This is a genomic window from Corynebacterium argentoratense, assembly GCF_021491455.1.
GTDB lineage: Bacteria > Actinomycetota > Actinomycetes > Mycobacteriales > Mycobacteriaceae > Corynebacterium > Corynebacterium argentoratense_A.
On sequence record NZ_JAKETN010000003.1, the window covers coordinates 52,948 to 74,603 of the forward strand.

The 21,656-nt window shown below is 60.1% G+C and carries 19 protein-coding genes, 1 pseudogene and 1 riboswitch; of the genes and pseudogenes, 14 read left to right on the forward strand and 6 right to left on the reverse strand.

The genetic code is table 11. The features are described from left to right. Positions 1 to 217: 217 nt before the first annotated feature. Positions 218 to 1,042, reverse strand: a complete 825-nt coding sequence (locus tag L1C91_RS04595; RefSeq protein ID WP_234858245.1) for a class I SAM-dependent methyltransferase — start codon at positions 1,040 to 1,042, stop codon at positions 218 to 220. A 75-nt stretch (positions 1,043 to 1,117) separates the two neighbouring features. Next, on the reverse strand, positions 1,118 to 1,606 hold the full coding sequence (locus tag L1C91_RS04600) for a DUF2505 domain-containing protein (RefSeq protein WP_020975490.1): 489 nt from the start codon (positions 1,604 to 1,606) through the stop codon (positions 1,118 to 1,120). Positions 1,607 to 1,630: 24 nt separating this feature from the next. Between L1C91_RS04600 and L1C91_RS04605 the strand changes: the two genes are divergently transcribed. Further along, positions 1,631 to 2,773: a UDP-N-acetylmuramate dehydrogenase gene (locus L1C91_RS04605; RefSeq protein WP_234858246.1), complete on the forward strand. Its 1,143-nt coding sequence runs from the start codon at positions 1,631 to 1,633 to the stop codon at positions 2,771 to 2,773. A 13-nt stretch (positions 2,774 to 2,786) separates the two neighbouring features. Beyond that, a riboswitch (TPP riboswitch) is annotated at positions 2,787 to 2,921 on the forward strand. A 4-nt stretch (positions 2,922 to 2,925) separates the two neighbouring features. Continuing rightward, positions 2,926 to 4,653 carry a phosphomethylpyrimidine synthase ThiC gene (gene thiC / locus L1C91_RS04610; protein WP_419178715.1) on the forward strand — a complete coding sequence of 576 codons (1,728 nt, stop codon included), beginning with the start codon at positions 2,926 to 2,928 and terminating at the stop codon, positions 4,651 to 4,653. Between the two features lie 169 nt (positions 4,654 to 4,822). Here thiC and L1C91_RS04615 read toward each other — a convergent pair whose 3' ends face one another. After that, positions 4,823 to 6,559, reverse strand: a complete 1,737-nt coding sequence (locus L1C91_RS04615) for a long-chain-fatty-acid--CoA ligase (protein ID WP_234858247.1) — start codon at positions 6,557 to 6,559, stop codon at positions 4,823 to 4,825. A 66-nt stretch (positions 6,560 to 6,625) separates the two neighbouring features. On the opposite strand from L1C91_RS04615, the gene mshA reads away from it, so the two are divergent. From mshA to L1C91_RS04630, 3 genes and pseudogenes are all read left to right on the forward strand, one after another. Next, positions 6,626 to 7,855, forward strand: a complete 1,230-nt coding sequence (gene mshA, locus L1C91_RS04620; protein ID WP_234858248.1) for a D-inositol-3-phosphate glycosyltransferase — start codon at positions 6,626 to 6,628, stop codon at positions 7,853 to 7,855. 10 nt (positions 7,856 to 7,865) lie between these two features. Continuing rightward, positions 7,866 to 8,612: a phosphoglyceromutase gene (locus L1C91_RS04625; RefSeq protein WP_020975495.1), complete on the forward strand. Its 747-nt coding sequence runs from the start codon at positions 7,866 to 7,868 to the stop codon at positions 8,610 to 8,612. A 77-nt stretch (positions 8,613 to 8,689) separates the two neighbouring features. Next, a pseudogene (locus L1C91_RS04630) lies at positions 8,690 to 8,824 on the forward strand (winged helix-turn-helix domain-containing protein); the annotation flags it as partial. Positions 8,825 to 8,850: 26 nt separating this feature from the next. Here the strand turns inward: L1C91_RS04630 and L1C91_RS04635 are convergent. Together L1C91_RS04635 and L1C91_RS04640 are read right to left on the reverse strand one after the other, a co-directional pair. Further along, positions 8,851 to 11,586, reverse strand: a complete 2,736-nt coding sequence (locus tag L1C91_RS04635) for an ABC transporter permease (protein ID WP_234858249.1) — start codon at positions 11,584 to 11,586, stop codon at positions 8,851 to 8,853. Further along, positions 11,570 to 12,505 (reverse strand): hypothetical protein, encoded by a 936-nt coding sequence (locus tag L1C91_RS04640; RefSeq protein ID WP_234858250.1) that lies wholly within the window; start codon positions 12,503 to 12,505, stop codon positions 11,570 to 11,572. The genes L1C91_RS04635 and L1C91_RS04640 overlap by 17 nt, the downstream gene beginning before the upstream one ends. A gap of 33 nt (positions 12,506 to 12,538) precedes the next feature. Here L1C91_RS04640 and L1C91_RS04645 point away from each other — a divergent pair, with 33 nt between their 5' ends. The 5 genes from L1C91_RS04645 (at position 12,539) to L1C91_RS04665 (ending at position 15,785) form a co-directional block, all read left to right on the forward strand. After that, complete coding sequence (locus L1C91_RS04645; protein WP_234858251.1) at positions 12,539 to 13,546, forward strand: Ppx/GppA phosphatase family protein; 1,008 nt, start codon at positions 12,539 to 12,541, stop codon at positions 13,544 to 13,546. Continuing rightward, a complete protein-coding gene (locus L1C91_RS04650) occupies positions 13,543 to 14,394 on the forward strand; it encodes a hypothetical protein (protein ID WP_234858252.1) in 852 nt (283 codons plus the stop codon). The genes L1C91_RS04645 and L1C91_RS04650 overlap by 4 nt, the downstream gene beginning before the upstream one ends. Further along, positions 14,394 to 15,203: a pyrroline-5-carboxylate reductase gene (proC, locus tag L1C91_RS04655; RefSeq protein WP_234858253.1), complete on the forward strand. Its 810-nt coding sequence runs from the start codon at positions 14,394 to 14,396 to the stop codon at positions 15,201 to 15,203. The genes L1C91_RS04650 and proC overlap by 1 nt, the downstream gene beginning before the upstream one ends. A gap of 200 nt (positions 15,204 to 15,403) precedes the next feature. Then, the gene (locus L1C91_RS04660) at positions 15,404 to 15,598 is read left to right on the forward strand and encodes a helix-turn-helix domain-containing protein (RefSeq protein WP_020975501.1); all 195 of its coding nucleotides are present in this window, start codon (positions 15,404 to 15,406) and stop codon (positions 15,596 to 15,598) included. Between the two features lie 85 nt (positions 15,599 to 15,683). Then, on the forward strand, positions 15,684 to 15,785 hold the full coding sequence (locus tag L1C91_RS04665) for a 30S ribosomal protein bS22 (RefSeq protein ID WP_003855542.1): 102 nt from the start codon (positions 15,684 to 15,686) through the stop codon (positions 15,783 to 15,785). Positions 15,786 to 16,029: 244 nt separating this feature from the next. Here L1C91_RS04665 and L1C91_RS04670 read toward each other — a convergent pair whose 3' ends face one another. Continuing rightward, positions 16,030 to 17,064, reverse strand: coding sequence for an HAD family hydrolase (locus L1C91_RS04670; RefSeq protein ID WP_234858254.1), 1,035 nt, complete (start codon positions 17,062 to 17,064; stop codon positions 16,030 to 16,032). A gap of 109 nt (positions 17,065 to 17,173) precedes the next feature. Here L1C91_RS04670 and L1C91_RS04675 point away from each other — a divergent pair, with 109 nt between their 5' ends. The 4 genes from L1C91_RS04675 to L1C91_RS04690 all read left to right on the forward strand — a co-directional run bounded on the left by L1C91_RS04675 (position 17,174) and on the right by L1C91_RS04690 (position 21,598). Continuing rightward, entirely contained in the window at positions 17,174 to 17,431 is a 258-nt protein-coding gene (locus L1C91_RS04675; RefSeq protein WP_234858255.1) for a glutaredoxin family protein, read from the forward strand. A 126-nt stretch (positions 17,432 to 17,557) separates the two neighbouring features. Then, positions 17,558 to 18,847, forward strand: a complete 1,290-nt coding sequence (gene hemA, locus L1C91_RS04680) for a glutamyl-tRNA reductase (RefSeq protein ID WP_234858256.1) — start codon at positions 17,558 to 17,560, stop codon at positions 18,845 to 18,847. A 7-nt stretch (positions 18,848 to 18,854) separates the two neighbouring features. After that, entirely contained in the window at positions 18,855 to 19,745 is an 891-nt protein-coding gene (gene hemC, locus L1C91_RS04685; RefSeq protein WP_234858257.1) for a hydroxymethylbilane synthase, read from the forward strand. 149 nt (positions 19,746 to 19,894) lie between these two features. Next, positions 19,895 to 21,598, forward strand: coding sequence for a uroporphyrinogen-III synthase (locus L1C91_RS04690; protein ID WP_234858258.1), 1,704 nt, complete (start codon positions 19,895 to 19,897; stop codon positions 21,596 to 21,598). Positions 21,599 to 21,656: the final 58 nt, after the last annotated feature.

The window sequence follows — 21,656 nt, forward strand, 5'->3', positions numbered from 1 at the left end:
AGCGGGCGGCGCAGAATTATGCGGATATTTATGGTTGGGGTACCGCGGGTGACATTCTCGAAGCCGCGAAAGATACCCAAGTGATAGATTCAAGGAGCCTGGATCAGATCCTAGAACAGGGCCTGAATGAACTGCTAGCAGCGTCAGACTTGTTCATTATTCCCTCGATTTTCTGCCGCCTGGTATGTACGAGTGAGGTCCTGAGTCCGGTCGCACACTAAAACGACCAGGGGACCGTCAGCCAATTGTCCCGAAGTAGTCTGCGCTGAGGCGTGTGCGGCCATGTCAAAGACTTTCGGGCTTCAAACCAGCGCACTCGTGGCCCGAAGGCAGCGAAAGGTGCCGCGCGATCCCACGCAGCATCCGCCTCCTCAAGAAGCTCGCGCACCGTATCACCCTCTACGTTCCGATGAATAAGCGCCTTCGGTAGACGCTCCGCAAGCTCACTCGGCCGTCCCACATCCCATGGATCCCACGCCAGAGTCAACGACCTCGGACCTTCAGCACCCAACAACACCCATGCCATTCGCCGACCAAGCTCATCACAGGTACCCTCCACAAACACCCCGCCGGGCGCCAAACGTGAGCACACAGTCTGCCACGCAGCATCAACCTGCGCGACGTCATACTGTCGCAGTACATTGAAAGCACGAACCAATTGAGGTTGATAACCAGCAAGCTCAAACCCACCGAGTTCGAATCGCACCCCATCCCTCGGCGGCAACACCCGGGCAGGATCAATTTCCAAACCCACCACCTCCACATCAAAGCGGCGGCCTGTGGGGCAACGGTGCGGGCTGGAATCCAGCATTCGCTTCCACTCACAGGTCGTGGCGTAACTAGCCCCATAACCAACATCCACCGCCAGCGGACGGTACGTACCAGCCGAACGCAAAGCAGCTATTACCGCAGGCTCAGTGCGCATCCACCGGTCGCAGCGGCGAAGCCGATTGGTGTTGGTCGTACCGCGAGTAATCACACCCACCGGCTTACCGGCGGTCACGTTGAACTGCGCCCGAAGATTGTGTGCGTGATCAGCCATGATAAAAAGACAAAAAACCTACAGCCCCGGCACAATCAATCCAATGTGCGCGGGGCTGCGTGTAAAAAACAGGGCCTAGAGGTTCTCGGAGATCCACTTTTCGGTCAGCGCGCCCTCATTAGCGACGAGCTCGCCGAGTGCTTCCGCAACCTTCGGCTCAATCGCAGGACCCATGAAAGGAATGGTGACGTTGACCTCATTGTCGTAGGTCAACGTGGTGGTGTCGGCACCAGCCGCAGCCACGGAACCCTTGAAGTCAACCGGTGCGCCCTTCACATCAGCGGTGTAATTGAAGGTGAAGGAATCCCCATCGAGTTCGCTGACGGTGACGACGCGCTTGATCTTCAAAGACTGGGAGATCATGGCGCGCACGGCCTCCGGCAGAAGGTCCATCGGCATGATTTCGTACAGGACGGCCTCGTTGCCGTCGAAGGAATGAACCTCGCCAGCTTCGGTGGAGAGGTTGGCAACGTTGTAAGCCCAGTAGTCCGCGTTGGTCAGTGCGGCGTGCACTTTATTCGCGGGGTGGTTGATCGTCACGGTGTGCTGTGCGCGAGAAGTCATAGACAACAGACTACCGTTAGATGCATGTCTGAGATACTTACCCCGGACCTCATGGCGCGCCTCCGCTCAGTTGACGGCGTCAATGTGCAGGAAGCAACGTTTGCTTCGCTGACAACCCTGCGAGTCGGCGGCCGGCCACTAGCCTGCGTAGTATGCAACACCACCGAATCGATTGCCCAGGTCGTAGGCCTGCTGGATGAGCATTCGGTACCGCTGTTGGTTGTGGGTGGGGGTTCGAATCTCCTCGTGTCAGATGATGACGTCGCGATGGTCGCTGTGGTGCTGAACAATCGCGGCGTCAAGATTGATGCTTGCGACACCTCTGCGGGCGACGGGCCGGTGTACGTGCGCGCCCAAGCCGGCGTCGTCTGGGACGACCTAGTCGCGCAGACAGTCGACCGTGGCTTGGGCGGTCTGGAATGCTTGTCGGGAATCCCCGGAAGCGTGGGGGCTACCCCCGTGCAAAACGTCGGCGCCTACGGGGTCGAGGTGTCGGACGTGCTGCGTCGGGTGCGGCTCTACGACCGCACATCGGGCGAGCTGGAGTGGGTAGAGCCCGAGGCACTGGACCTGGCCTATCGCTACTCGAACCTAAAATTCACAGGTCGCGCGGTCGTCGTGGAAGTCGAATTCCAGCTCAGCGCGGATGGATTGTCGGCACCGCTCCGCTTCGGCGAACTAGCCCGCACCCTCGGCGTCACAGAGCAAGAAGGTAGCGGTGCGCGACGCCCCGTAGCCCAAGTGCGCGACGCCGTCCTCGGCCTGCGCCGCGGCAAAGGCATGGTCGTCGACCCCACCGACCACGACACCTGGAGCGCCGGCTCTTTCTTCACCAACCCCATTGTTGACGCCGCGTCAATTAAACAAGTACGCGAACGCATCGCCGCCCACGTCCCCGCCGACACCTACGCCACCATGCCCTGCTTCGAAGTCGACGGCGGCTACAAACTATCCGCAGCATGGCTCATCGACAAAGCCGGCTTCACAAAAGGCTACCCAGGGCAAGGAGCACCCGCTCGACTGTCCACCAAACACACACTAGCCCTGACCAACCGCGGCAACGCCACCGCTGCAGACGTCGTCGCCCTGGCACGCGACGTCCAACGCGGCGTCAACAATATTTTCGGAGTACACCTAGAACCCGAACCAGTATGGGTCGGATTTTGATAGGTTAGAAAAGTCCACCCACCGCGGGAGCGAACCATGCTTCGCTGAGAGGGCACAAGCAACAGGCAGCAAACAACAGCCGCCAGGAGTGCCGACCGCTTGAACCTGTCCGGGTAATGCCGGCGTAGGAAGGAGAAGGTGTGTCCTCACGCATCCCAAAAACCAAGCAATCCACCAAGTCAGCACCACCCGCCCCAGGGCAACTGACAACAGGCCCCATCTACCGCAGCCGCAAAATCTACAACCAAGTGGACTTCGAAGGGCTCACCCTCAACATCCCCGCCCGCCGCATCGATTTGACCAACGGCGAACACTTCGACGTATACGACACCTCCGGGCCATACACCCTGGAAAACCCCCAACTCGACCTACACACAGGGCTAGAAAAAGTCCGCGACAGCTGGCCCAAACCCGCCCCAGCAGCGGCGAGTAGCGAACACCCAGAACTCAAAGTACCCACACAATTAGCCTGGGCACGCGCCGGCATCATCACACCAGAAATGGCCTTCTGCGCAGCACGCGAAGGCTTCACACCAGAAGAAGTCCGCGAAGAAGTCGCCGCAGGCCGCGCCGTGATCTGCGCCAACCACAAACACCCAGAAATCGAACCGATGATCATCGGCAAAAAATTCGCCGTCAAGATTAACGCAAACATCGGCAACTCCGTCGTAACCTCATCCATCGCAGAAGAAGTAGAAAAAATGGTGTGGGCAACCCGCTGGGGCGCAGACACCATCATGGACCTATCTACCGGAGCCGACATTCACGAAACCCGCGAATGGATCCTACGTAACTCCTCCGTACCCGTCGGCACCGTACCGATCTACCAAGCACTAGAAAAAGTCAACGGAGACCCCACCAAACTAACGTGGGAAATCTACAAAGACACCATCATCGAACAATGCGAACAAGGCGTCGACTACATGACAGTGCACGCCGGAGTACTACTGCGCTACATCCCCCTAGCCGCACACAGAGTAACCGGCATAGTCTCCCGCGGCGGCTCCATCATGGCGGCCTGGTGCCTCAAAGAACACCGCGAATCATTCCTCTACACCGAATTCGCCGAACTCTGCGACATCCTAGCCTCCTACGACGTCACCTTCTCCCTTGGCGACGGCCTACGCCCCGGCTCCATCGCCGACGCCAACGACGAGGCTCAACTCGCCGAACTACGAACCCTCGGCGAACTCACACTCATCGCCCGCTCCCGCGGCTGCCAAGTCATGATCGAAGGCCCCGGCCACGTCCCAATGCACAAAATCGCAGTCAACGTCGAATGGGAAGAAGACTGGTGCCACGGCGCCCCCTTCTACACCCTCGGCCCCCTCGCCACCGACATCGCACCAGGCTACGACCACATCACCTCCGCTATTGGCGCGGCAATCATCGGGCAGGCTGGCACCGCCATGCTGTGCTACGTCACCCCGAAAGAACACCTGGGCCTGCCCAACCGAGACGACGTCAAAACCGGTGTGATCACCTACAAGATCGCCGCCCACGCAGCCGACCTAGGCAAAGGTCATCCTCGCGCACAGGAACGCGACGATGCGCTGAGCAAGGCACGTTTTGAGTTCCGCTGGCACGACCAATTCGCCCTCGCGCTGGACCCAGACACCGCGATCGAATTCCACGACGAAACCCTCCCCGCCGAGCCAGCGAAGACCGCCCACTTCTGCTCCATGTGCGGGCCCAAATTCTGCTCGATGCGAATCTCCCAGGATGTGCGTGATTACGCCGCGGAGCACGGCCTTGATTCCGTTGAAGCTATCGAGGCAGGGATGCGGGAAAAGTCGGAAGAATTTGAGGCGAAGGGAGGCACCGTGTACGTGCCTTTGACATCGTTGAAGACACAGACGACGCCTCCTGTAGGGAACTGATCCGACCAGCTGGTGCGGACCAGTTTGTTAGTGAATCACTGACAAAACGGGGGTACTGGGGTTCTTTGTGCGTCTAGGGGTGGTCTATTTGCACAAGGTTGGGGTGTGTAGGGGATTCTTTGGGAGAATAGCACCCCTCTATTCTCCCAAAGCCCTGGTCGCGGGCAGGTTAGCGCTTCTTCTTTTCCAAGCGAGCGACCAGCTGCTCCTGCACCTCACGGCGACGAATCTTGCCCATCTGATCGCGAGGCAACTCCTCAAAGTGGTAGAAAGTCCGCGGAACCTTGTAGCGGGTCAACAATTCGCGGCAGTATTCCTTCAACCCATCAGGATCAAGAGCACCACCCTCTACCAAAGTGATGGCTGCGACCACGTTTTCCGAGCCGTCTTCGCGGGGCAAACCGACGACCGCGCAGTCCTCAATGTCTGGGTGGTCGAGCAGTACTTCCTCCACCTCAAGGGGGTACACGTTGAAGCCACCGGTGATGATGACCTCCTTGATGCGCGCCACCAGGCGAATGAATCCGTCTTCTTCCATGACGCCGACATCCCCCGTGCGGTACCACTCGCCGTGGAAGGATTTTTCGGTGGCTTCCGGCTGGTTGAGGTAGCCCTGGAATACTTGGGGTCCGCGAACCAGCACTTCGCCTTCCACACCGTAGGGTTGTGTTTCGTCTAGGTTGTCGGGGTTGGCGATGCGCACATCGGTGTCGGGGAAGGGCACACCTACGTAGCCTGGGCGGCGGTCGTCGTTCATGGGGTTGCCGACGATGATGGGGGAGGTTTCGGTCAGGCCGTAGCCTTCGACTAGGCGGCCGCCGGTGAATTGCTCCCAGCGTTCCACGGTGTGGACGGGCAGGGTGGATGCGCCGGAGAAGCTGTTGCGGATGCCGGAGATATCGATGCCGCTTTCTTCCGCGGCGTCAACAATGCGTTCGTAAATGGCTGGCACGCCTGGCAGCCAGGTGGGGGTGTGCTTCTTCATGATTTTCATGATCAGCCGCAGGTCGGGTGCGGGCAGGAGGACGATCTCGCCGCCGACATAGACGCCCAGGGTGGCTGTCATGGTGAGGCCGTAGGCGTGGAACATTGGCAGTGCGGCCAGCAGAATTTCTTGGCCTTTTTCGCCTAAGCCGGGCACCCAGGCTTTGCCCTGTTGGATGTTCGCGAACAGGTTGCCGTGCGAGAGTTGGGCGCCTTTCGGGACACCGGTCGTGCCGGAGGTGTACAGGATGAGGGCTGTGGTGTCGACGGTGACGTCGGTTGGGGTGGTGACGTCGCGTCCGTCACCGCCGATGGCATTGCCGAGGAGGATTTCCCACGGCACTGTGTTGGGGGCGTCGCCGGTGAGTTTTTGGCGGGCTTTGCGTACGGCGGGGATGGGTAGTTTGAGTGTGAATTGTTGGGTTTTGGGCATCGCTAGCGTCATGTCGACGCTGATGATGGTTTCCAAATCTGTGATTCCGCGTAGTTTTTCGAGCATGGGGGCTGCTTTGTCCCAGCAGATGGCGACGCGTGCGCCGTGGTCTTTGAAGGGGTGCTCGAGTTCGTGCGGGGTGTACAGGGGGTTGTGTTCGACGACGGTGGCGCCCAGTTTGAGTACGGCATAGAACGCGGCGAGGTGCTGGGGGCAGTTGGGTAGCAGGATGGCGACGCGGTCCCCGGGGCGTACACCAAAGGCGCGTAGGCCGGAGGCGGCGCGGCGGACTTGTTTGTCGAGTTCGGCATAGGTTTGGGTTTTGCCGAAGAAGTAGGTCGCTGGCTTGTCCGCGTTGAGTGCCAGGTTGTTGTCGTAGACGTCGAGCAGGGTGGTGTCGCCGTATTCGAGGGTGTGTGGTACCCATTCGGGGTAGTGCTGGAGCCACGGCCTGCTGTTTGTGTTCGCTGCGTGTGTGGTGTCCGTCATTGGAGTGCCCTTTCCTTTGTTAACCCGAAACGAGTCTAGTCGAGTCGGTGGTTTAGGGTGGTGTGCATGCGCGTGGCTATGATTTCTATGCATACGTCTCCTTTGCAGCAGCCGGGTTCGGGTGATGCTGGTGGCATGAACGTCTATGTTTATTCGACTGCTGTTGAGTTGGCGAGGCGGGGTGTGCAGGTGGATGTGTTTACTCGGGCGACGCGGCCTAGTCAGGGTCGGGTTGTTGACGTCGCGGAGAATTTCCGGGTGTTTAACGTGGTTGCGGGCCCGTATGAGGGGCTTGATAAGGAGGATCTGCCGACTCAGTTGGCGGCTTTTGCGGGGGGTATTGTGCAGGCGACGGAGGATTTTGGGCTGCATTATGACGTGATTCATTCCCATTATTGGTTGTCTGGTCAGGTGGGGTGGTTGTTGCGTCGTTTGTGGGGTGTGCCGTGGGTGCATACTGCGCATACGTTGGCTGCGGTGAAGAATTTGCATAATGGGCAGGAAAGTGATGCTCGGCGTATTTGTGAGCAGCAGATTGTGGATAATGCTGATGTGTTGGTGGTGAACACGATTGAGGAGCATGACAATTTGGTGCGGCATTATGATGCTGACGCCGCGGGGGCTCGTGTGGTTGTGATTGCTCCGGGTGCTGATGTGGATTTGTTTACTCCGGGTACGGATCGTGCGACGGAGCAGGCGCGCCGGGATTTGGGTATTCCTTTGCATGCGCGGGTGGTGGCTTTTGTTGGGCGTTTGCAGGCGTTTAAGGGGCCGCAGGTGTTGATTCGTGCGTTGGCGCAGTTGTTGGCGCGGGATCGTGATCGTTGTGTGTATGCGGTGGTGTGTGGTGGGGCTTCTGGTGCTCTAACGGCACCGGAGCAGTATAAGGAGATGGCGGAGGAGTTGGGTGTTGCGCACAGGATTAGGTTTTTGTCGCCGCGTCCGCCGGAGGAGTTGGTGAGTATTTATCGGGCTGCTGATGTGTTGGCGGTGCCGAGTTTTAATGAGTCTTTTGGTTTGGTGGCGATGGAGGCTCAGGCGACGGGTACGCCGGTTGTTGCTGCTCGGGTTGGGGGTTTGCCGATTGCTGTTGTTGATGGGTTGACGGGTGTGTTGGTTGATGGGCATGACCCGTCGGATTGGGCCGATGCGTTGGCGGGTTTGTTGGATGATGATGGGCGTCGTTTGGCGATGGCGGAGGCTGCGCATGAGCATGCTCAGCGCTTTAGCTGGCGGCAGACTGCTGTGTCGTTGGAGGAGGTCTATCAGGGGGTGCGTGACGCTGTTGCGGAGTAAGGTGGTGTGCATGAGTACTGGAAAATTGATCCTGCTGCGCCACGGCCAGAGCCAGTGGAATGAGTCCAACCAATTCACCGGTTGGGTTGACGTTGCGTTGACCCAGAAGGGTGAGGGCGAGGCCAAGCGTGGTGGTGAGCTCCTGAAGGAGCAGAATATCCTTCCTGACGTCGTGTACACCTCGCTGTTGCGTCGTGCTATCTGCACTGCTCATTTGGCGTTGGATGCTGCTGATCGTTTGTGGATTCCTGTCGTGCGCGATTGGCGCTTGAACGAGCGTCACTACGGTGCGCTGCAGGGCTTGAATAAGGCTGAGACGAAGGATAAGTACGGCGAGGAGCAGTTCATGGCGTGGCGTCGTTCTTACGACACTCCGCCGCCGGAGCTGGAGTCGACCTCTGTGTACTCGCAGAGCAATGATCCTCGTTACGCGAACCTTGATGTTGTTCCTTCCACTGAGTGCCTGAAGGATGTTGTGGAGCGTTTCGTGCCCTACTTCGAGGCTGAGATCCTTCCTCGCGTGCTTGGTGGCGAGACCGTGTTGGTTGCGGCTCACGGTAACTCCTTGCGTGCGTTGGTTAAGCACCTTGATGGTATTTCTGATGAGGACATCGCCGCTTTGAACATTCCGACGGGTATTCCGCTGGTCTACGAGCTTGATGCTGATGGCAAGGTGACTAACCCCGGTGGCACCTACCTTGATCCGGAGGCTGCCGCAGCTGGTGCCGCCGCTGTTGCAGCTCAAGGTGCTAAGTAGTGTAGTTTTTGCATGTGCAGCCGGCGGTGGTTTCATCGCCGGCTGTCTCGTCGTGGGGGCGTATTTTCTGTTCGTTGGGGGCGGACTACGTGGGGGATACCAAAACACTGGATGTCCACATCAAACGCCTGCGGGCGAAAATTGAACCGCAGCCATCGCAGCCGCAGCACCTCATCACCGTCCGCGGCTTGGGTTACAAATTCGAGACCTGAACCCCAACGCTTAAACAGCGAGCTGTCTAGCCGTCGTGAGAAATCGCTTCCAAAGGCGGGGTTTTCGCGGCGCGCCGGGCGGGAATCCACGCGGCGAACTCACCGGTGACGATGGCGCCCACCACCAGCACACCGATTTGTAGCCAGGGGATAGTCATTTCGCCCAAACCACGCGACTGCAGCACGCTGACTGCAGCCCACCCGGTAAACAGCCCAATGCCCAAGCCCAAAGCGACACCGAGGATGGACATCTGCACGGCTTCCATGTGCACCATGCGGCGAATCTGGCGCTGATGCAACCCCACGGCACGCAACATACCCAGCTCGCGAGTGCGCTCGCTCAGAGACAGCAGCAAGGTGTTGGTAATCCCCATCAAAGCGATGAGCACCGCCAGCGCCAACAAGGCGTACACGATGTAGAGCATCTGGTTCATTTGCGTGCCCAACGCGCCACGGTATTCCTGCTTGGTTTTCACCTCAACCACGAGGAAAGAAGACACCGCATCCTCGATGACGCCGCGGGTGCCCTGCAGATCAGCCAACGCGGCGTCAGAAAGATCAATGTAGGTCGTTTTTCGCGTGTAGGCCTGGGGGTCGGGCAAAACCCGGCTCGTCGCAGCAGAATTGACCACAATGTGGCCAAAGAGGTTGGTTTCCGAATAAATCCCTACCACCGGCACCACAATGCCGCTACCAGGTTGGCCGTCCATGGGGCGGAGCGGGATGTAGTCACCAACCTGCAGGCCAGTTTCTTTCGCATAGGTCGTCGAGACCATCGCGCCGGGGCGGCCATTGAAGCGCGAGGAACCCTTCTTGATGCCCATGTCGATGAAGGGCGACAGATTGGTGGACACCACAGTGGTGGTGGCGTTATTCCAGTTATTGACCTGCAGCGGCGCATACATCAGAGTGCCAGTCCTGGTGACCTGCGGGAGCCGATCCACGTCAGCGATCGCCTCACTGGGAATGGAAAAGGCACTCGTGCTGCCCGCAAGCCCACTGGAACCCAAAGAATCCAAAACCAGCGGCGCCTTGACCGACGTGTCAACAACACCGGCGATGCTAGCCCGAGTGGTTGCACCCAAAGTGCTCACGCACGCTACCAACGCTACACCGAGTGCCAAAGCCAACGACGTCGACGCCGTGCGCCTGGAGTTTCGGGCATTGTTGTTGGTCGCTAGCTGAACCACCGCCCGTCGTGCTCGCGCCATGGGGCGCTGGCCGCGCGCGGCCACACGGTGCTTGCCCCCAGCAGGCTTGCGCCCTTGACGCCGACGCGACAGCCACGCAGCCCACGAGGGCGGAAGGTGGGGCAGGAACAACCAACCCACCACAGGCGAGGCCCCCCGGGTGATCGACGGGCCCAACAATCCCAAGCCCACCACGAAGGCCACAGCGCCGCCGCCAACAATGCCCAAACGATAGCCCGTTGTTAACTCACGCCCCTCCGCAGCGGTCGCCCACGCCCCAACAATCGTGGCGGCGATACCAAAGCACAGGGCCGCAACACCCAACAGTGGGCGCACCCGTGAACGCGAATCGGCAGGGGACTCGGTGCCGCGAAGCCCATCAACTGGCGCAGTTCTACCGATCCTGATGCTCGGCTCGATCGCCGCCAACACAGTCACCGCAACCCCCACAGCCATCGGAACCAGCAACGCCTGCTTAGTCACGTGGAAACTAAACGCCGACAAGTCGTCACCAAAGAAGGCCACCGTTGACGACAGTGCACTCACCACGCCGACAGCCGCCACAACCCCCACCAGTGAACCAGCCGCCCCCACCAACACAGCCTCAACCAGCACCGAGCGGGAAATCTGCCCCGAGGAAATCCCAATGCTCCTCAACAGTGCAAACTCGCGCCGCCTCTGCCGCAGCACCATTGTGAACGTATTGGAAATAATCACAGCACCCACCAACAGTGCGATAAAACCAAACGCCGCCAACAGGTACGTCATGAACTCCAGCTTGGTGGCCTGCTCGCTTCCCATCCTGTCCGCAATCTGCTCCTGCGACAACGGCGTCAACAGGGGATACTGCAAACCCAACCGGTTGCGTAACTCCATGGGGCTGACCCCCTGGGCCCTCAGCGCCACCTGTGGGGCATACAAGCCATCCGTGAAGAGCTCCAAGTAACGCTCCGGGGTGAAATACACGCCAATCCACCCCGTCGTGTCCTTCGGTGAGGAATAAATCCCGCTCACCGACGCCTCAATTTTGCCGGCGCTCGTGACAATCGTCACCGGGCTGCCCACACTCAGGTCGCCCCGCGCCGCAGCCTTTTCATTCAACATGATCTGGTTCGGTTCTTGCGGCGGCTGCCCCTCGACAATCGTCGGGACCGGCCCCACGGTGTCATCGCCGTACCAAGCAAAAGGATGCGCACCGGACGATCCCGTGCGCAGCGGGCGGCCATCCGCGCCGGTAATCACCAACGTGGATTGCCCAATGCGCTTCGTGCCAGAGGGAGCCCCCGGCCCATCACCAATAATGTTGACCGCGGAAACATCACTGCGCCGTTCCAGCTGCTCAACCACACTCAAAGGCACACCCCGCGGGGACAATTGACTGCCCACCACACCCACATCGATACCCTCCACACCAGTATCAACAATGGTGTCGAAAGATTCCCGAAGCGACTGCGTCAGCAGCATCGAACCAGCAATAAACGCCGTCCCCACAACCACAGCCACCACAGTCAACGCCAAACGCACCTTGTGCTGGATAGCGGTGCGAATAGCAATCCTATTGAGCGGACTCAACAACACCATCACCATCCACTAATGACGTCGCGGGGGCCATTGTCGTCGCCCTGCCCGCCGCCTCAGTCGCCGGATGCACACACGCAGCCCCCACACGACTGCGTGCCGCACAGTGACGCGCCAACACCTCGTACGCGGCGTCACCAATTAACGCAACCAATTCCGCACGATGACTGATCCACATGGGATCCGGGTTATCGTGACAGCCCGGAGACGTCGAGCAATACCAATCGAAATCCTCACCACCATCACCCCACCCCCGGCGGTCATACTCGGTGATGGTCGTCCGCAAAATCTCCACCCCATCCGCACGATCCTCATACTGCTCCACGCGACGCAAAGGCAACTGCCAACAGACCTCCGGCTTCACCACCGTCAAATCCTCACCAACATCCAACGCCCACTGGTGGATCGCACACCCCGCGCCCGTAGGCCACCCCGGGCGATTAGCAAAAATACAGGCACCATCAACCACGCGAGTCTTTAACGCGGGCTCCGGCTCGCCCTCGTCATTGTCCAACTCGTCCCATTCGAGCCACGGCTCACAAGGGTCCTCGGGTGCAGGATCCGCCCCCAACTGCTCCGCATACTGAGCATACTGCCAAAACTTTAGCGGCATCCGCGCCACTGCATCGTCCAACTGCTCCTTGTCGGTCTCATCTGACAAAAATGCGCCGTGATTACAACAGCCAACCGAAGGCAACGCGGCGTCAATACCCCGACAGCGATCAGTACCAAACCCACACGCAAAATGAGACTCCAGCCACGTCACATTCACCGTAATCGTGTGCAAAGGGTCCTCAGGATCAACAAATTCGAACCATTCCGTGGGGAAATCCGGCGCAAGCTCATCACCCCGGGCGATCGACGCACCCGCGGCAGAATTCGCCGGAAACCCAAGAAACACTTCACGATTCACACCTCTACACCCTAGAGCGTCTACCCTTGACGTGTGCGATTAGGTGTATTAGACGTGGGAAGCAATACCGTCCATCTCGTGGCGGTCGATGCGAAACCCGGTGGCCACCCCACCGCCATGAGCGATTGGAAGACCACCATGAAACTCGTCGAGTTCCTCGACAAAGACGGAGCCATCGACGACAAAGGCGTATCCAAGCTGGTCTCCGGCGTAGGCGAAGCACGAGAATTGGCCACACAGCTGGGCTGCGAAGAACTGCTGCCCTTCGCCACCTCCGCTATTCGCTCAGCCACCAACGCCGACGATGTCCTCGATACTGTTGAGAAGGAAACCGGAGTGCGGCTCGAAATCCTGTCCGGTGAAGACGAAGCCCGCCTGACATTCCTAGCGGTGCGACGTTGGTACGGCTGGTCCGCAGGCCGCATCACTAACCTTGACATCGGCGGCGGAAGCTTGGAGCTGTCGACAGGAACTGACGAAAACCCTGACGCCGCATTCTCACTCGACCTGGGTGCGGCAAGGCTTACACACAACTGGTTCGACACCGACCCGCCAGAACGCAAAAAGGTCAACATCCTGCGCGACTACATTGACGCCGAACTGGTGGAACCAGCCCGCGCAATGCGCAATTGTGGCCGCGCGGACCTGGCCGTCGGCACCTCTAAGACGTTCAGGACCCTCGCCCGGCTCACAGGTGCGGCACCGTCGTCTGCTGGGCCTCGGGTCACAAGGACTCTGACCGCGCCGGGCCTGCGTCAGCTGATTGCATTTATTTCTCGCATGACTGCGGCCGATCGTGCCGAACTTGAGGGCGTGAGTGCTGTACGCTCACATCAGATCGTTGCTGGCGCTCTTGTCGCCGAGGCCGCGATGCGTGCGCTTGGTTTGGAACAGCTTCAGATTTGTCCGTGGGCATTGCGTGAAGGTGTGATCCTCCGCAGGATTGATACCGCGGCGATGGCGGAAATGACCGAACTGGCCGGAACGGGTGTCGCTTTGGACACCCAGGTTCAAGGCTCGAAGGAAGGACGGAAGAAGTGAGTGAGGAAGGCAAACTCAGCGTTGCGGATTTGCTAGCCCGCCAAGGGGGTGAGCAGACGACGTCGCGTCCGCGGCGCCGCCGGCGCAGCCTTGAGGAAGGCGGCGTGTCGGTCGCGGAGTTGACCGGTAATCTGCCGGTGGTTGATAGTGTTCCGGAGCAGCCGCGCCACACTTCTGTTCCTCTCGACGCCGAACTGGAAGAAGCATTACAAGCGCAGCCTGAGGATGCGGACAATGCTGGCAACGCTGAGAAGGCCGACAAGCCGGCCAAGACCGAGAAGGCTGACGAGGCTGCAGCCAAGCCGGACAAGCCTACGCCTGCTGCCGACGAAACCAAGGTCATCCCGAAGGTTAAAGACCAGCCAGAGGTCAAGTCCGCGGCAGAGCCCGCTGCCAAGCCTGCTGAAGAACCCTCTGCTAAGCCTGCGGCAGAGCCCGCTGGCCCAGCCGTGCCTGCAGTATCGGCTTTGTTTGCATCCAGTGAGCGCACGGAAACCGCTCAGGCTGCCGAGGGGCATCCGCTGTTCGACGCTGGGGACACCAGTTCCGAAGAGCGCGACACCGAAGCACTCGACACTGAGGACGGCGCCCGAGTGTCCATCCTCGCGGTCATCCTCATGTCGGCTATCGCCGTCGTATTGGGTGCAGCCCTGTTCAAGGGCTTCGAATACCTCTGGGCCAACATGGGGCTGCCCGTCGCCCCGATTCTGGCGCTGCTGGCCACCGCAGGAATCGTCGGCATCGTGCACGTTATGCGCACCGAACGCGACCGCTTGAGCATGCTCCTCGCTGCTCTGGCTGGTGCCGTCCTAACCTTCGGCCCCGCGCTGATCACCGGGATTCACTAATGGGACACATCGCCGTCATTGGTGGAGGAAAAATCGGTGAAGCCCTGGTCGCTGGCCTGCTTGCCGCCGGCCGCGAACCCGGACGGATCCGCGTCGTCAATCGCCGCCCCGAACGCGGCAACTATCTACACCGCACCTATCACGTTGGGGTATCGGATTCCATCGAAGAAGTCGTCGATGGCGCCGACGCAGTCTTCATCTGTACCAAACCCAAAGACGTCGCATCCGTTCTAGCGGACCCCGCGCTACAAGATATCGGTGATGACGTCGCGGTGGTCTCCATGGCCGCAGGCATCACCATCGCCACAATCGAAGAGGCTCTCAGCGCAGGAACCTCAGTGTTCCGTGCAATGCCTAACACCCCGATGCTCATCTCCAAGGGGGTGACCGCCCTCGCGCCGGGACGCTTCACCACCGAGCAACAACTGGACTACATCACGGAGATCCTTGAATCCGTCGGCATTGTGGTGGTAGTAGACGAATCGGACATGGACGCGGTGACAGCTGTCGCTGGTTCCTCACCCGCCTACGTGTTCCTCCTCGCCGAGGCCCTCATCGACTCGGGCGTCAGCCTCGGGCTATCAAGGGAGCTGGCCTCCACGCTCGCCCTCGCCTCAATCGGTGGCGCGGCAGACCTCATGGAGCAATCCTCCTCCGAGCCGAGCGTTTTGCGCGCTAACGTCAGTTCCCCCGCCGGCACAACCGTCGCAGCAGTTGAGTCCCTGGAGTCCAGCGGTTTCCGCGCGGCGTTCTTCAAAGCCACGCGAGCGTGTGCCGAGCGTTCTGCCCAGATCGGCCGCCGGGGGTAAAACTTTCCCGGACACCCTCTATGACGCCCATGTGCCCCGTGCGCTGGGCGTTCATTCGTCTATCGAGTTAAAAGTTTTGATATTTGTCACTTGAGTCGCATCAGTCACAGGTTTCACGCTAGGCTATAACAAGCACGTGCGTGACACCTACTGTGGGAGGGGAAGCCTACAGCGCGTCACGGGCTGAAGGGTAGATATATATGAACAACAACCAAGACAACGGAAAGTTCTTGACGGTAGCTGAAGTTGCCGAAATGATGCGCGTATCAAAAATGACCGTGTATCGCCTGGTGCATTCCGGTGAACTCCCGGCAGTGCGCGTGGGCCGCTCATTCCGTGTGCACGAAAGCGCCATCAGCGCCTACTTGAACAGCTCCACATACGCTGCGGGCTAGATCAAGTTTTGCCACTCGTAGCCAGAAGGCTATGATGGCTAGTCGTACATTTTAAGACTTCGAAGTAATAAAGCGAGGAAACCCCATGGGTTCAGTTATTAAGAAGCGCCGCAAGCGCATGTCCAAGAAGAAGCACCGCAAGATGCTCCGCCGTACTCGCGTTCAGCGACGGAAACTCGGCAAGTAAGTCCTCGCGCATCCACGCACCCCAGGAAGGTACCAGCCTGGGGTGCGTTTGCGTATGTAGGGGCTTTCTTTGACATGGTGGGGAAAGGTCATGGGCTGAACGGTTTTGATCTGCCCGGTGACTGTTGTCGGAATCATGCTTGATGTGGTGGGGATAAGGTCATGGGCTGAACGATTATGAGCCGCTAGGCGAGTGTAGTGAAGAACATGACCTTATCCCCACCAGCTGTAAAGCTACGCTGCAGTTAGCGGCGTAATACGCGCCACGTCAGGCTTACGGCGGCGGCGAGCACTGCGGGTAGGCCGAAGGTTTTGATGGCCTTGCGGATGCTGCGGTAGTCCTCGATCGGCCACTCGTGTAGCTTGGCCATTTTTTGTAGCTGGCGGTCGGGGTTGACGGCAACGGCATGGCCGACCATGGTGAGCATCGGGACGTCATTAATTGAGTCTGAATATGCGGTGCATGTGTCGAGGTCGAGGCCTTCAATTGCGGCTAGTGCGGCGACTGCATGTTTTTTGCCGGGGCCGTGCAGGATATCGCCTACGAGGCGGCCTGTGAATCGGCCGTCTTTAACCTCGGCGACGGTGCCTAGGGCGCCTGTGCAGCCGAGCTTGCGGGCGAGGATCTGCGCTAGCTGTACCGGGGTGGCGGAGACGAGCCATACTTGGTCGCCGGCGTCTAGGTGTTGTTGCACGAGGGCTTGGGTTCCTGGCCAGATTTTGTCCGACATGTGGGTGTCCACGATGTCCTCGCACAGGGTGACGAGTTCCTCGACGCTGCGCCCTTTGATGAACTCTAGGGCTTGTTGGCGGCCTTCTTCGACGTCATCGGCGTTTTCGTTTCCGGTGACCCGGAATTTCAATTGTTTCCACGCCACGGGGATGAGTTCACGCAGGGAGAAGTATTTCCGGCGGTACAGTCCTGTGGCGAAGACGATGATTGAGGCGCCTTGGATGAGGGTGTTGTCGACGTCGAAGAAGGCGGCTGTGCTGGTGGCCGGGGTGGGGGAGGGGTTGGTGGTGTTGTGTCCTGTGGCGCGTTGGGTGGCGTCTGCTGCTTGGAAGGCCCCGCTGACGGTAGCGACTCCGGAGGCGAAGTCTTCTTCTTCTAGTTCGTAGGAATCCGCCACGGCGGTGAATGCGGCACGTGCGGCGGCTTCACCAGCTGTCCGCTGGGCGCGGTCATTGACCGGGGGTAAAGCGTGTTCTTCGAGGAAGCGCCGCAGATTGCCACGTGAGGCTGTCCAATGGGCGATGAATTCCTCTGGGGTGGTGCTCAACGGGTGCCTTTCGGGCGGGGTCGGTCTGGGGTTCTTTATATATCCTAGGCTCTGCGTCAACTGTGGGGCTGCGGCCGTGGGTTAAAAGTGTGATGAAAGGTGGATGCGAATGTCTTCGACTGAGGGTTGCGGCGGAAAACTGGTGGAATTGATGGTGCGGCGTACCTGTGGTTCTTGTGCCCGGGTGCAGGCGCAGATTGCTCCGGTGGTTGAACAGGCGGGCTGCGTGCTCGAGATCGTCGACGTTGACACTGATCGCGGGCTTGCTGCGGAGTTCGGGGATCGGGTGCCGGTGGTCGTCATTGATGGGGAGGAGTTTGCCTGCTGGGAGGTTGATAACGGTGAGTTAGCACTTGCTTTGTTGTGAGTCCTGTGTAGGCGGTCTAGGTTTGCTTGACAGTGAACCTAATTCTTTAGAGTGGAATAGGTATCAGCCTAAAGTTTGAGCATTTTGGTTCAGGTTATAGTTTTCTCGCTTGTTGAAGGATCGCCAATGGATCGGGTCGTTTGTGTCGGGTCGTCGCACCGCTGCGCGCCCGTCGACATCCTCGAACGCCTCAGCATGGCGCCGGAACAACAAGACGCTTTCACCGCCGACCTGCTGTCGCTGCCCACCATTTCCGAAGCTATGGTTGTGTCCACTTGCAACCGCTTCGAGGTGTACGCGGTGCTCGCGCAGGAAAACGATGCAGACCAGATGGACGATGACGCCGCGATGGTTGCTGCCCACACGGACATCCTCGACGTCATTGCTCAACACAGTGCGATACCTGTGTCGGACGTGCGGGCAGTAACCTACACCTTCGCAGGAACGCCGGCAGCTGAACACCTCATCAGGGTTGCCGCAGGCTTGGAATCTATGGTGGTGGGGGAGCAGCAAATCATCGGGCAGGTGCGCCAGGCCTACCGCGGTGCAGGCGCAGGGCCCGTTTTGCACAGCATCGCCCAATCTGCGTTGCGCGCAGGCAAAAGGGTCCATAGCGAAACGGAGATTGACGATGCTGGTGCATCCATGGTCTCCTTGGCGTTCGAGGTTGCGGGAATTACCTCGCTTCGGGGGCGCCGCGTGTTGGTTCTCGGTGCTGGGGTGATGGCCTCACTCGCCGCCACCCATGCAGGCCGACTGGAGGCCTCCGAGTTGGTCATCGCCAACCGAACCCGCAGCCGGGCCGAGGCTTTGGCTGAACATGCCCGGCAGGCCGGTGTTCCCGCGCGCGTCGTTGATTTCGATGCCAGGGCTCATGCCCTAGACGGTGTCGACGTTGTTATCTCTGCCACTGGCGCCCGCAGCTACACCATCCGGGGTGAAGATGTTGCCGCGTCGAAGGCCCGGGTGGGGCAGCGTGTCCCCTTGTTCATCGACCTATCGATGCCGCGCGATATTCAGGACTCGGTGGAAGACCATGGGGCAACGCTGGTGAACATTCCCCGCTTGGGTGAGCACCACCACCAGGTGTCGGCGACAGGGGAGCAGATGGCCGAGCAGATCGTAGCCGAAGAATTATCCCAAGTGGCCGGCCAGTTGCGCGCACGCCGAATCTCCGGGGATATCGCCGCAGTGCGACGCCGCGGGGACACTGTTGTTGCCGAAGAGCTCTCGCGCATCACCACCCGGCTAGGCCTCAGTGAACAGCAGGCTGAAGAAATGCACTCTGCACTGCGTCGCGTCGCTGACAAACTCCTACACGAACCGATTGTGCAGGCCAAGCGCCTAGTAGAGGCCGACGAAACAGTGGAATCCTCAGACGTATTGCAGCGCATGTTTGCGCTGGACGAAAGGTAGAAAAATTATGGTGTTGCGGATTGGTACCCGGGGCAGTGCGCTGGCGCGTACTCAAAGCACCCACGTCGCCGAAGCACTGGGGCAGCAGGGGGCCCAGTGGCGCCTAGAGATCATCTCCACCCCGGGTGACCGCTCCCAGGCGCCAGTTGAGCGCATCGGCGTTGGCGTGTTCACCCAAACGCTGCGCGAGGCACTCCACGGCGGCCGCATCGACGTCGCCGTGCACTCCTTCAAAGACTTACCCTCCGCCGATGATCCCCGCTTCCACCTCGTCGTGCCCCAGCGGGAAGACCGTCGGGACGTTCTGGTTGCCCGCGACGGGCTGACCTTGGACACCCTCCCATCAGGTGCTCGTATCGGCACCTCTGCCCCCCGCCGCGTTGGTCAGATCCGGACGCTGCGCCCCGACCTCGACGTGGTGCCCCTGCGCGGAAATATTGATTCACGCATAGGGCAGGTCCGCGATGGACGTCTTGACGCCGTGGTGCTCGCCGCTGCAGGCCTCAACCGTCTCGGCGTACTGCCGGACGCATCCTACGTGTTCGACACTGAGGAACTGCTGTGTGCACCGGCCCAAGGAGCGCTAGCGGTCGAATGCCGCGCAGACGACGAGGATACCGTCGCACTGCTCAACTCAATTGCGTGCCCCGAAACAACGCTGTGTACCGATGCCGAACGCGGGGTTTTGCGTGTCTTACAGGCGGGATGCACCGCCCCGATCGGCGCATCCGCTACCATCGACGGCGATCAATTAAAGCTGACCGCAGGGCATTTTGATCCCGATGGCGTCTACGAGAAAGTCAGCGTCAGTGGTTGCCTCAATAGTCCAGACACAGCCGAACGTCTCGCGGAGCTCGTCGGCGCCCACCTGACTGCCCGCGGCCTAAACATCGGGTAGTTAGACCCTGGGCGAAGTTTGCTTTATCGTGTAAAGGTTGACGTGTTCACCTTTAAGAATGCGTGCGCGTGTGTTTCTCTCATTCTTGGCCGACCCCCCAGGGGAACAAGCCAGGAGTGTTCGACGAATTTTAAGGCTGACTGACGTTTATGACACTTCCGGCTAGCAGTACCGTGTGGTTTGTTGGGGCAGGGCCCGGCAATCCGGATTTGCTGACCATCCGTGCCCGCGAGATCCTCAGCCGTACCCGCATGTGCGTGTGTGACCCACAGGTCCTGCCGGGGGTGCGTGGGGTCGTCGCCAGCGAACTGGCCGTCCCCCAAGACAAACTCGACGAGGCCGAGCGTGACTACGAGCGCATCGTCCAACAAGCCAAAGAACAGGGCACGCGCAGGCGCCCGCCCCGCCCCGAGCCCCCCTCAGCCGCAGACATCGTGGATGTGCCAGAGGCATCAACCCCCGCCGACATCGTAGTGATGCTCGCCGAAAGGCTCAGCCAAGGTGCGGACGTCGTCCGTCTCGTCGCCGGAAACCCCCTGAGCAGCGAACGCATCCAATCCGAAATCGAAGCAGTACAGGCCGCTGGAATGAATTTCCAGATCGTGCCCGGCATGTCGGTGCCCTCCACCGTGCCAGCCTTCGCCGGTATCGCCCTGGGCTCCACCTACACAGAAACCGATATTTCCTCCATCCCCGCGGATGTCCTCGCCACCGATGACGCCCTGTGGGACGGACTTGTGGGCGCACCCCAGCCGCTGGTTCTCCAAGTGGTCAGCGCGCAACTGCCGGTCATCTCTGAGCAGCTCCTCAACCGCGGAGTGGGCTCGGCAGTGCCCGTCAGCGTCACCGTCAACGGCACCACCCGCTTGCAGCGCACCTTCGATACCACCCTCGGCATGCTCGGCAATGTTGACGCCGCGGACGCCCCCGTCCTCGCGACGTCACCGCCCATGGTGGTCACCATTGGTAAAAGCGTCGATGAACGCTTCAAATACGCCTGGTGGGAAAACCGTGCGCTCTACGGCTGGCGTGTGCTGGTGCCCCGCGCCAAAGAGCAGGCAGGCCCCATGTCTACCCGTCTGTCCGCCCACGGTGCCATCCCCATGGAAGTCCCGACGATCTCGGTGGAACCGCCGCGCAATCCCGCGCAAATGGAACGTGCAATCAAGGGTATCGTCGAGGGCCGCTACCAGTGGATCGTCCTGACCAGTGTTAATGCCGTTCGCTCCCTGTGGGCGAAGATGCAAGAATTCGGCCTGGACTCGCGCTCCTTCGCTGGCGTGCGCATCGCGGCGGTCGGCGCTAAAACCGCTGAAGCCATCGAGGCCCTGGGCATCACCCCGGAACTGCTGCCCAAACCGACCCAGCAGAACTCCGCTGGCCTCGTCGACGTTTTCCCCGAATTCGACCCCGACCTCGACCCCGTCGGGCGCGTCCTCCTGCCGCGCGCAGATATTGCCACCGACGTGCTTGTCGACGGTATCCACGCGCTCGGGTGGGAAGTCGATGACGTCGTGTCCTACCGCACCGTTCGTGCAGCCCCACCGTCCGCCGAAGTCCGCGAAATGATCAAATCCGGCGGTTTCGACGCAGTCTGTTTCACCTCCGCGTCCACGGTCCGTAACCTCGTGGGCATCGCGGGCAAGCCCCATGCCCGCACTATCATTGCCTGTATCGGGCCCATGGCTGCTGCGGCAGCCACCGAATTAGGCCTGCGTGTTGACGTGCAGCCCGAGGTCGCGGGTGTCGCAGAACTCGTCGATGCCCTGGCGGATCACGTGGCTCACCTCCGCGCGGCAGGCCAGTTGCCGCCCCCTAGGAAAAAGCGTCGTGCTCGAAAGGCTGGTTCTTAACAAGTGATCTCCGACAAGGGTTTGTCCAACGCTAGCTATGATGCGGCCCACGCCGCAC

Bases quoted from the DNA above. Each gene is read 5' to 3' on its own strand.
- L1C91_RS04595 (WP_234858245.1), bottom strand. From the start codon at position 1,042: ATGGCTGATCACGCACACAATCTTCGGGCGCAGTTCAACGTGACCGCC.
- L1C91_RS04600 (WP_020975490.1), bottom strand. From the start codon at position 1,606: ATGACTTCTCGCGCACAGCACACCGTGACGATCAACCACCCCGCGAAT.
- L1C91_RS04605 (WP_234858246.1), top strand. From the start codon at position 1,631: ATGTCTGAGATACTTACCCCGGACCTCATGGCGCGCCTCCGCTCAGTT.
- L1C91_RS04615 (WP_234858247.1), bottom strand. From the start codon at position 6,559: ATGACGGACACCACACACGCAGCGAACACAAACAGCAGGCCGTGGCTC.
- mshA (WP_234858248.1), top strand. From the start codon at position 6,626: ATGCGCGTGGCTATGATTTCTATGCATACGTCTCCTTTGCAGCAGCCG.
- L1C91_RS04625 (WP_020975495.1), top strand. From the start codon at position 7,866: ATGAGTACTGGAAAATTGATCCTGCTGCGCCACGGCCAGAGCCAGTGG.
- proC (WP_234858253.1), top strand. From the start codon at position 14,394: ATGGGACACATCGCCGTCATTGGTGGAGGAAAAATCGGTGAAGCCCTG.
- L1C91_RS04660 (WP_020975501.1), top strand. From the start codon at position 15,404: ATGAACAACAACCAAGACAACGGAAAGTTCTTGACGGTAGCTGAAGTT.
- L1C91_RS04665 (WP_003855542.1), top strand. From the start codon at position 15,684: ATGGGTTCAGTTATTAAGAAGCGCCGCAAGCGCATGTCCAAGAAGAAG.
- L1C91_RS04675 (WP_234858255.1), top strand. From the start codon at position 17,174: ATGTCTTCGACTGAGGGTTGCGGCGGAAAACTGGTGGAATTGATGGTG.
- hemA (WP_234858256.1), top strand. From the start codon at position 17,558: ATGGATCGGGTCGTTTGTGTCGGGTCGTCGCACCGCTGCGCGCCCGTC.
- hemC (WP_234858257.1), top strand. From the start codon at position 18,855: ATGGTGTTGCGGATTGGTACCCGGGGCAGTGCGCTGGCGCGTACTCAA.
- L1C91_RS04690 (WP_234858258.1), top strand. From the start codon at position 19,895: ATGACACTTCCGGCTAGCAGTACCGTGTGGTTTGTTGGGGCAGGGCCC.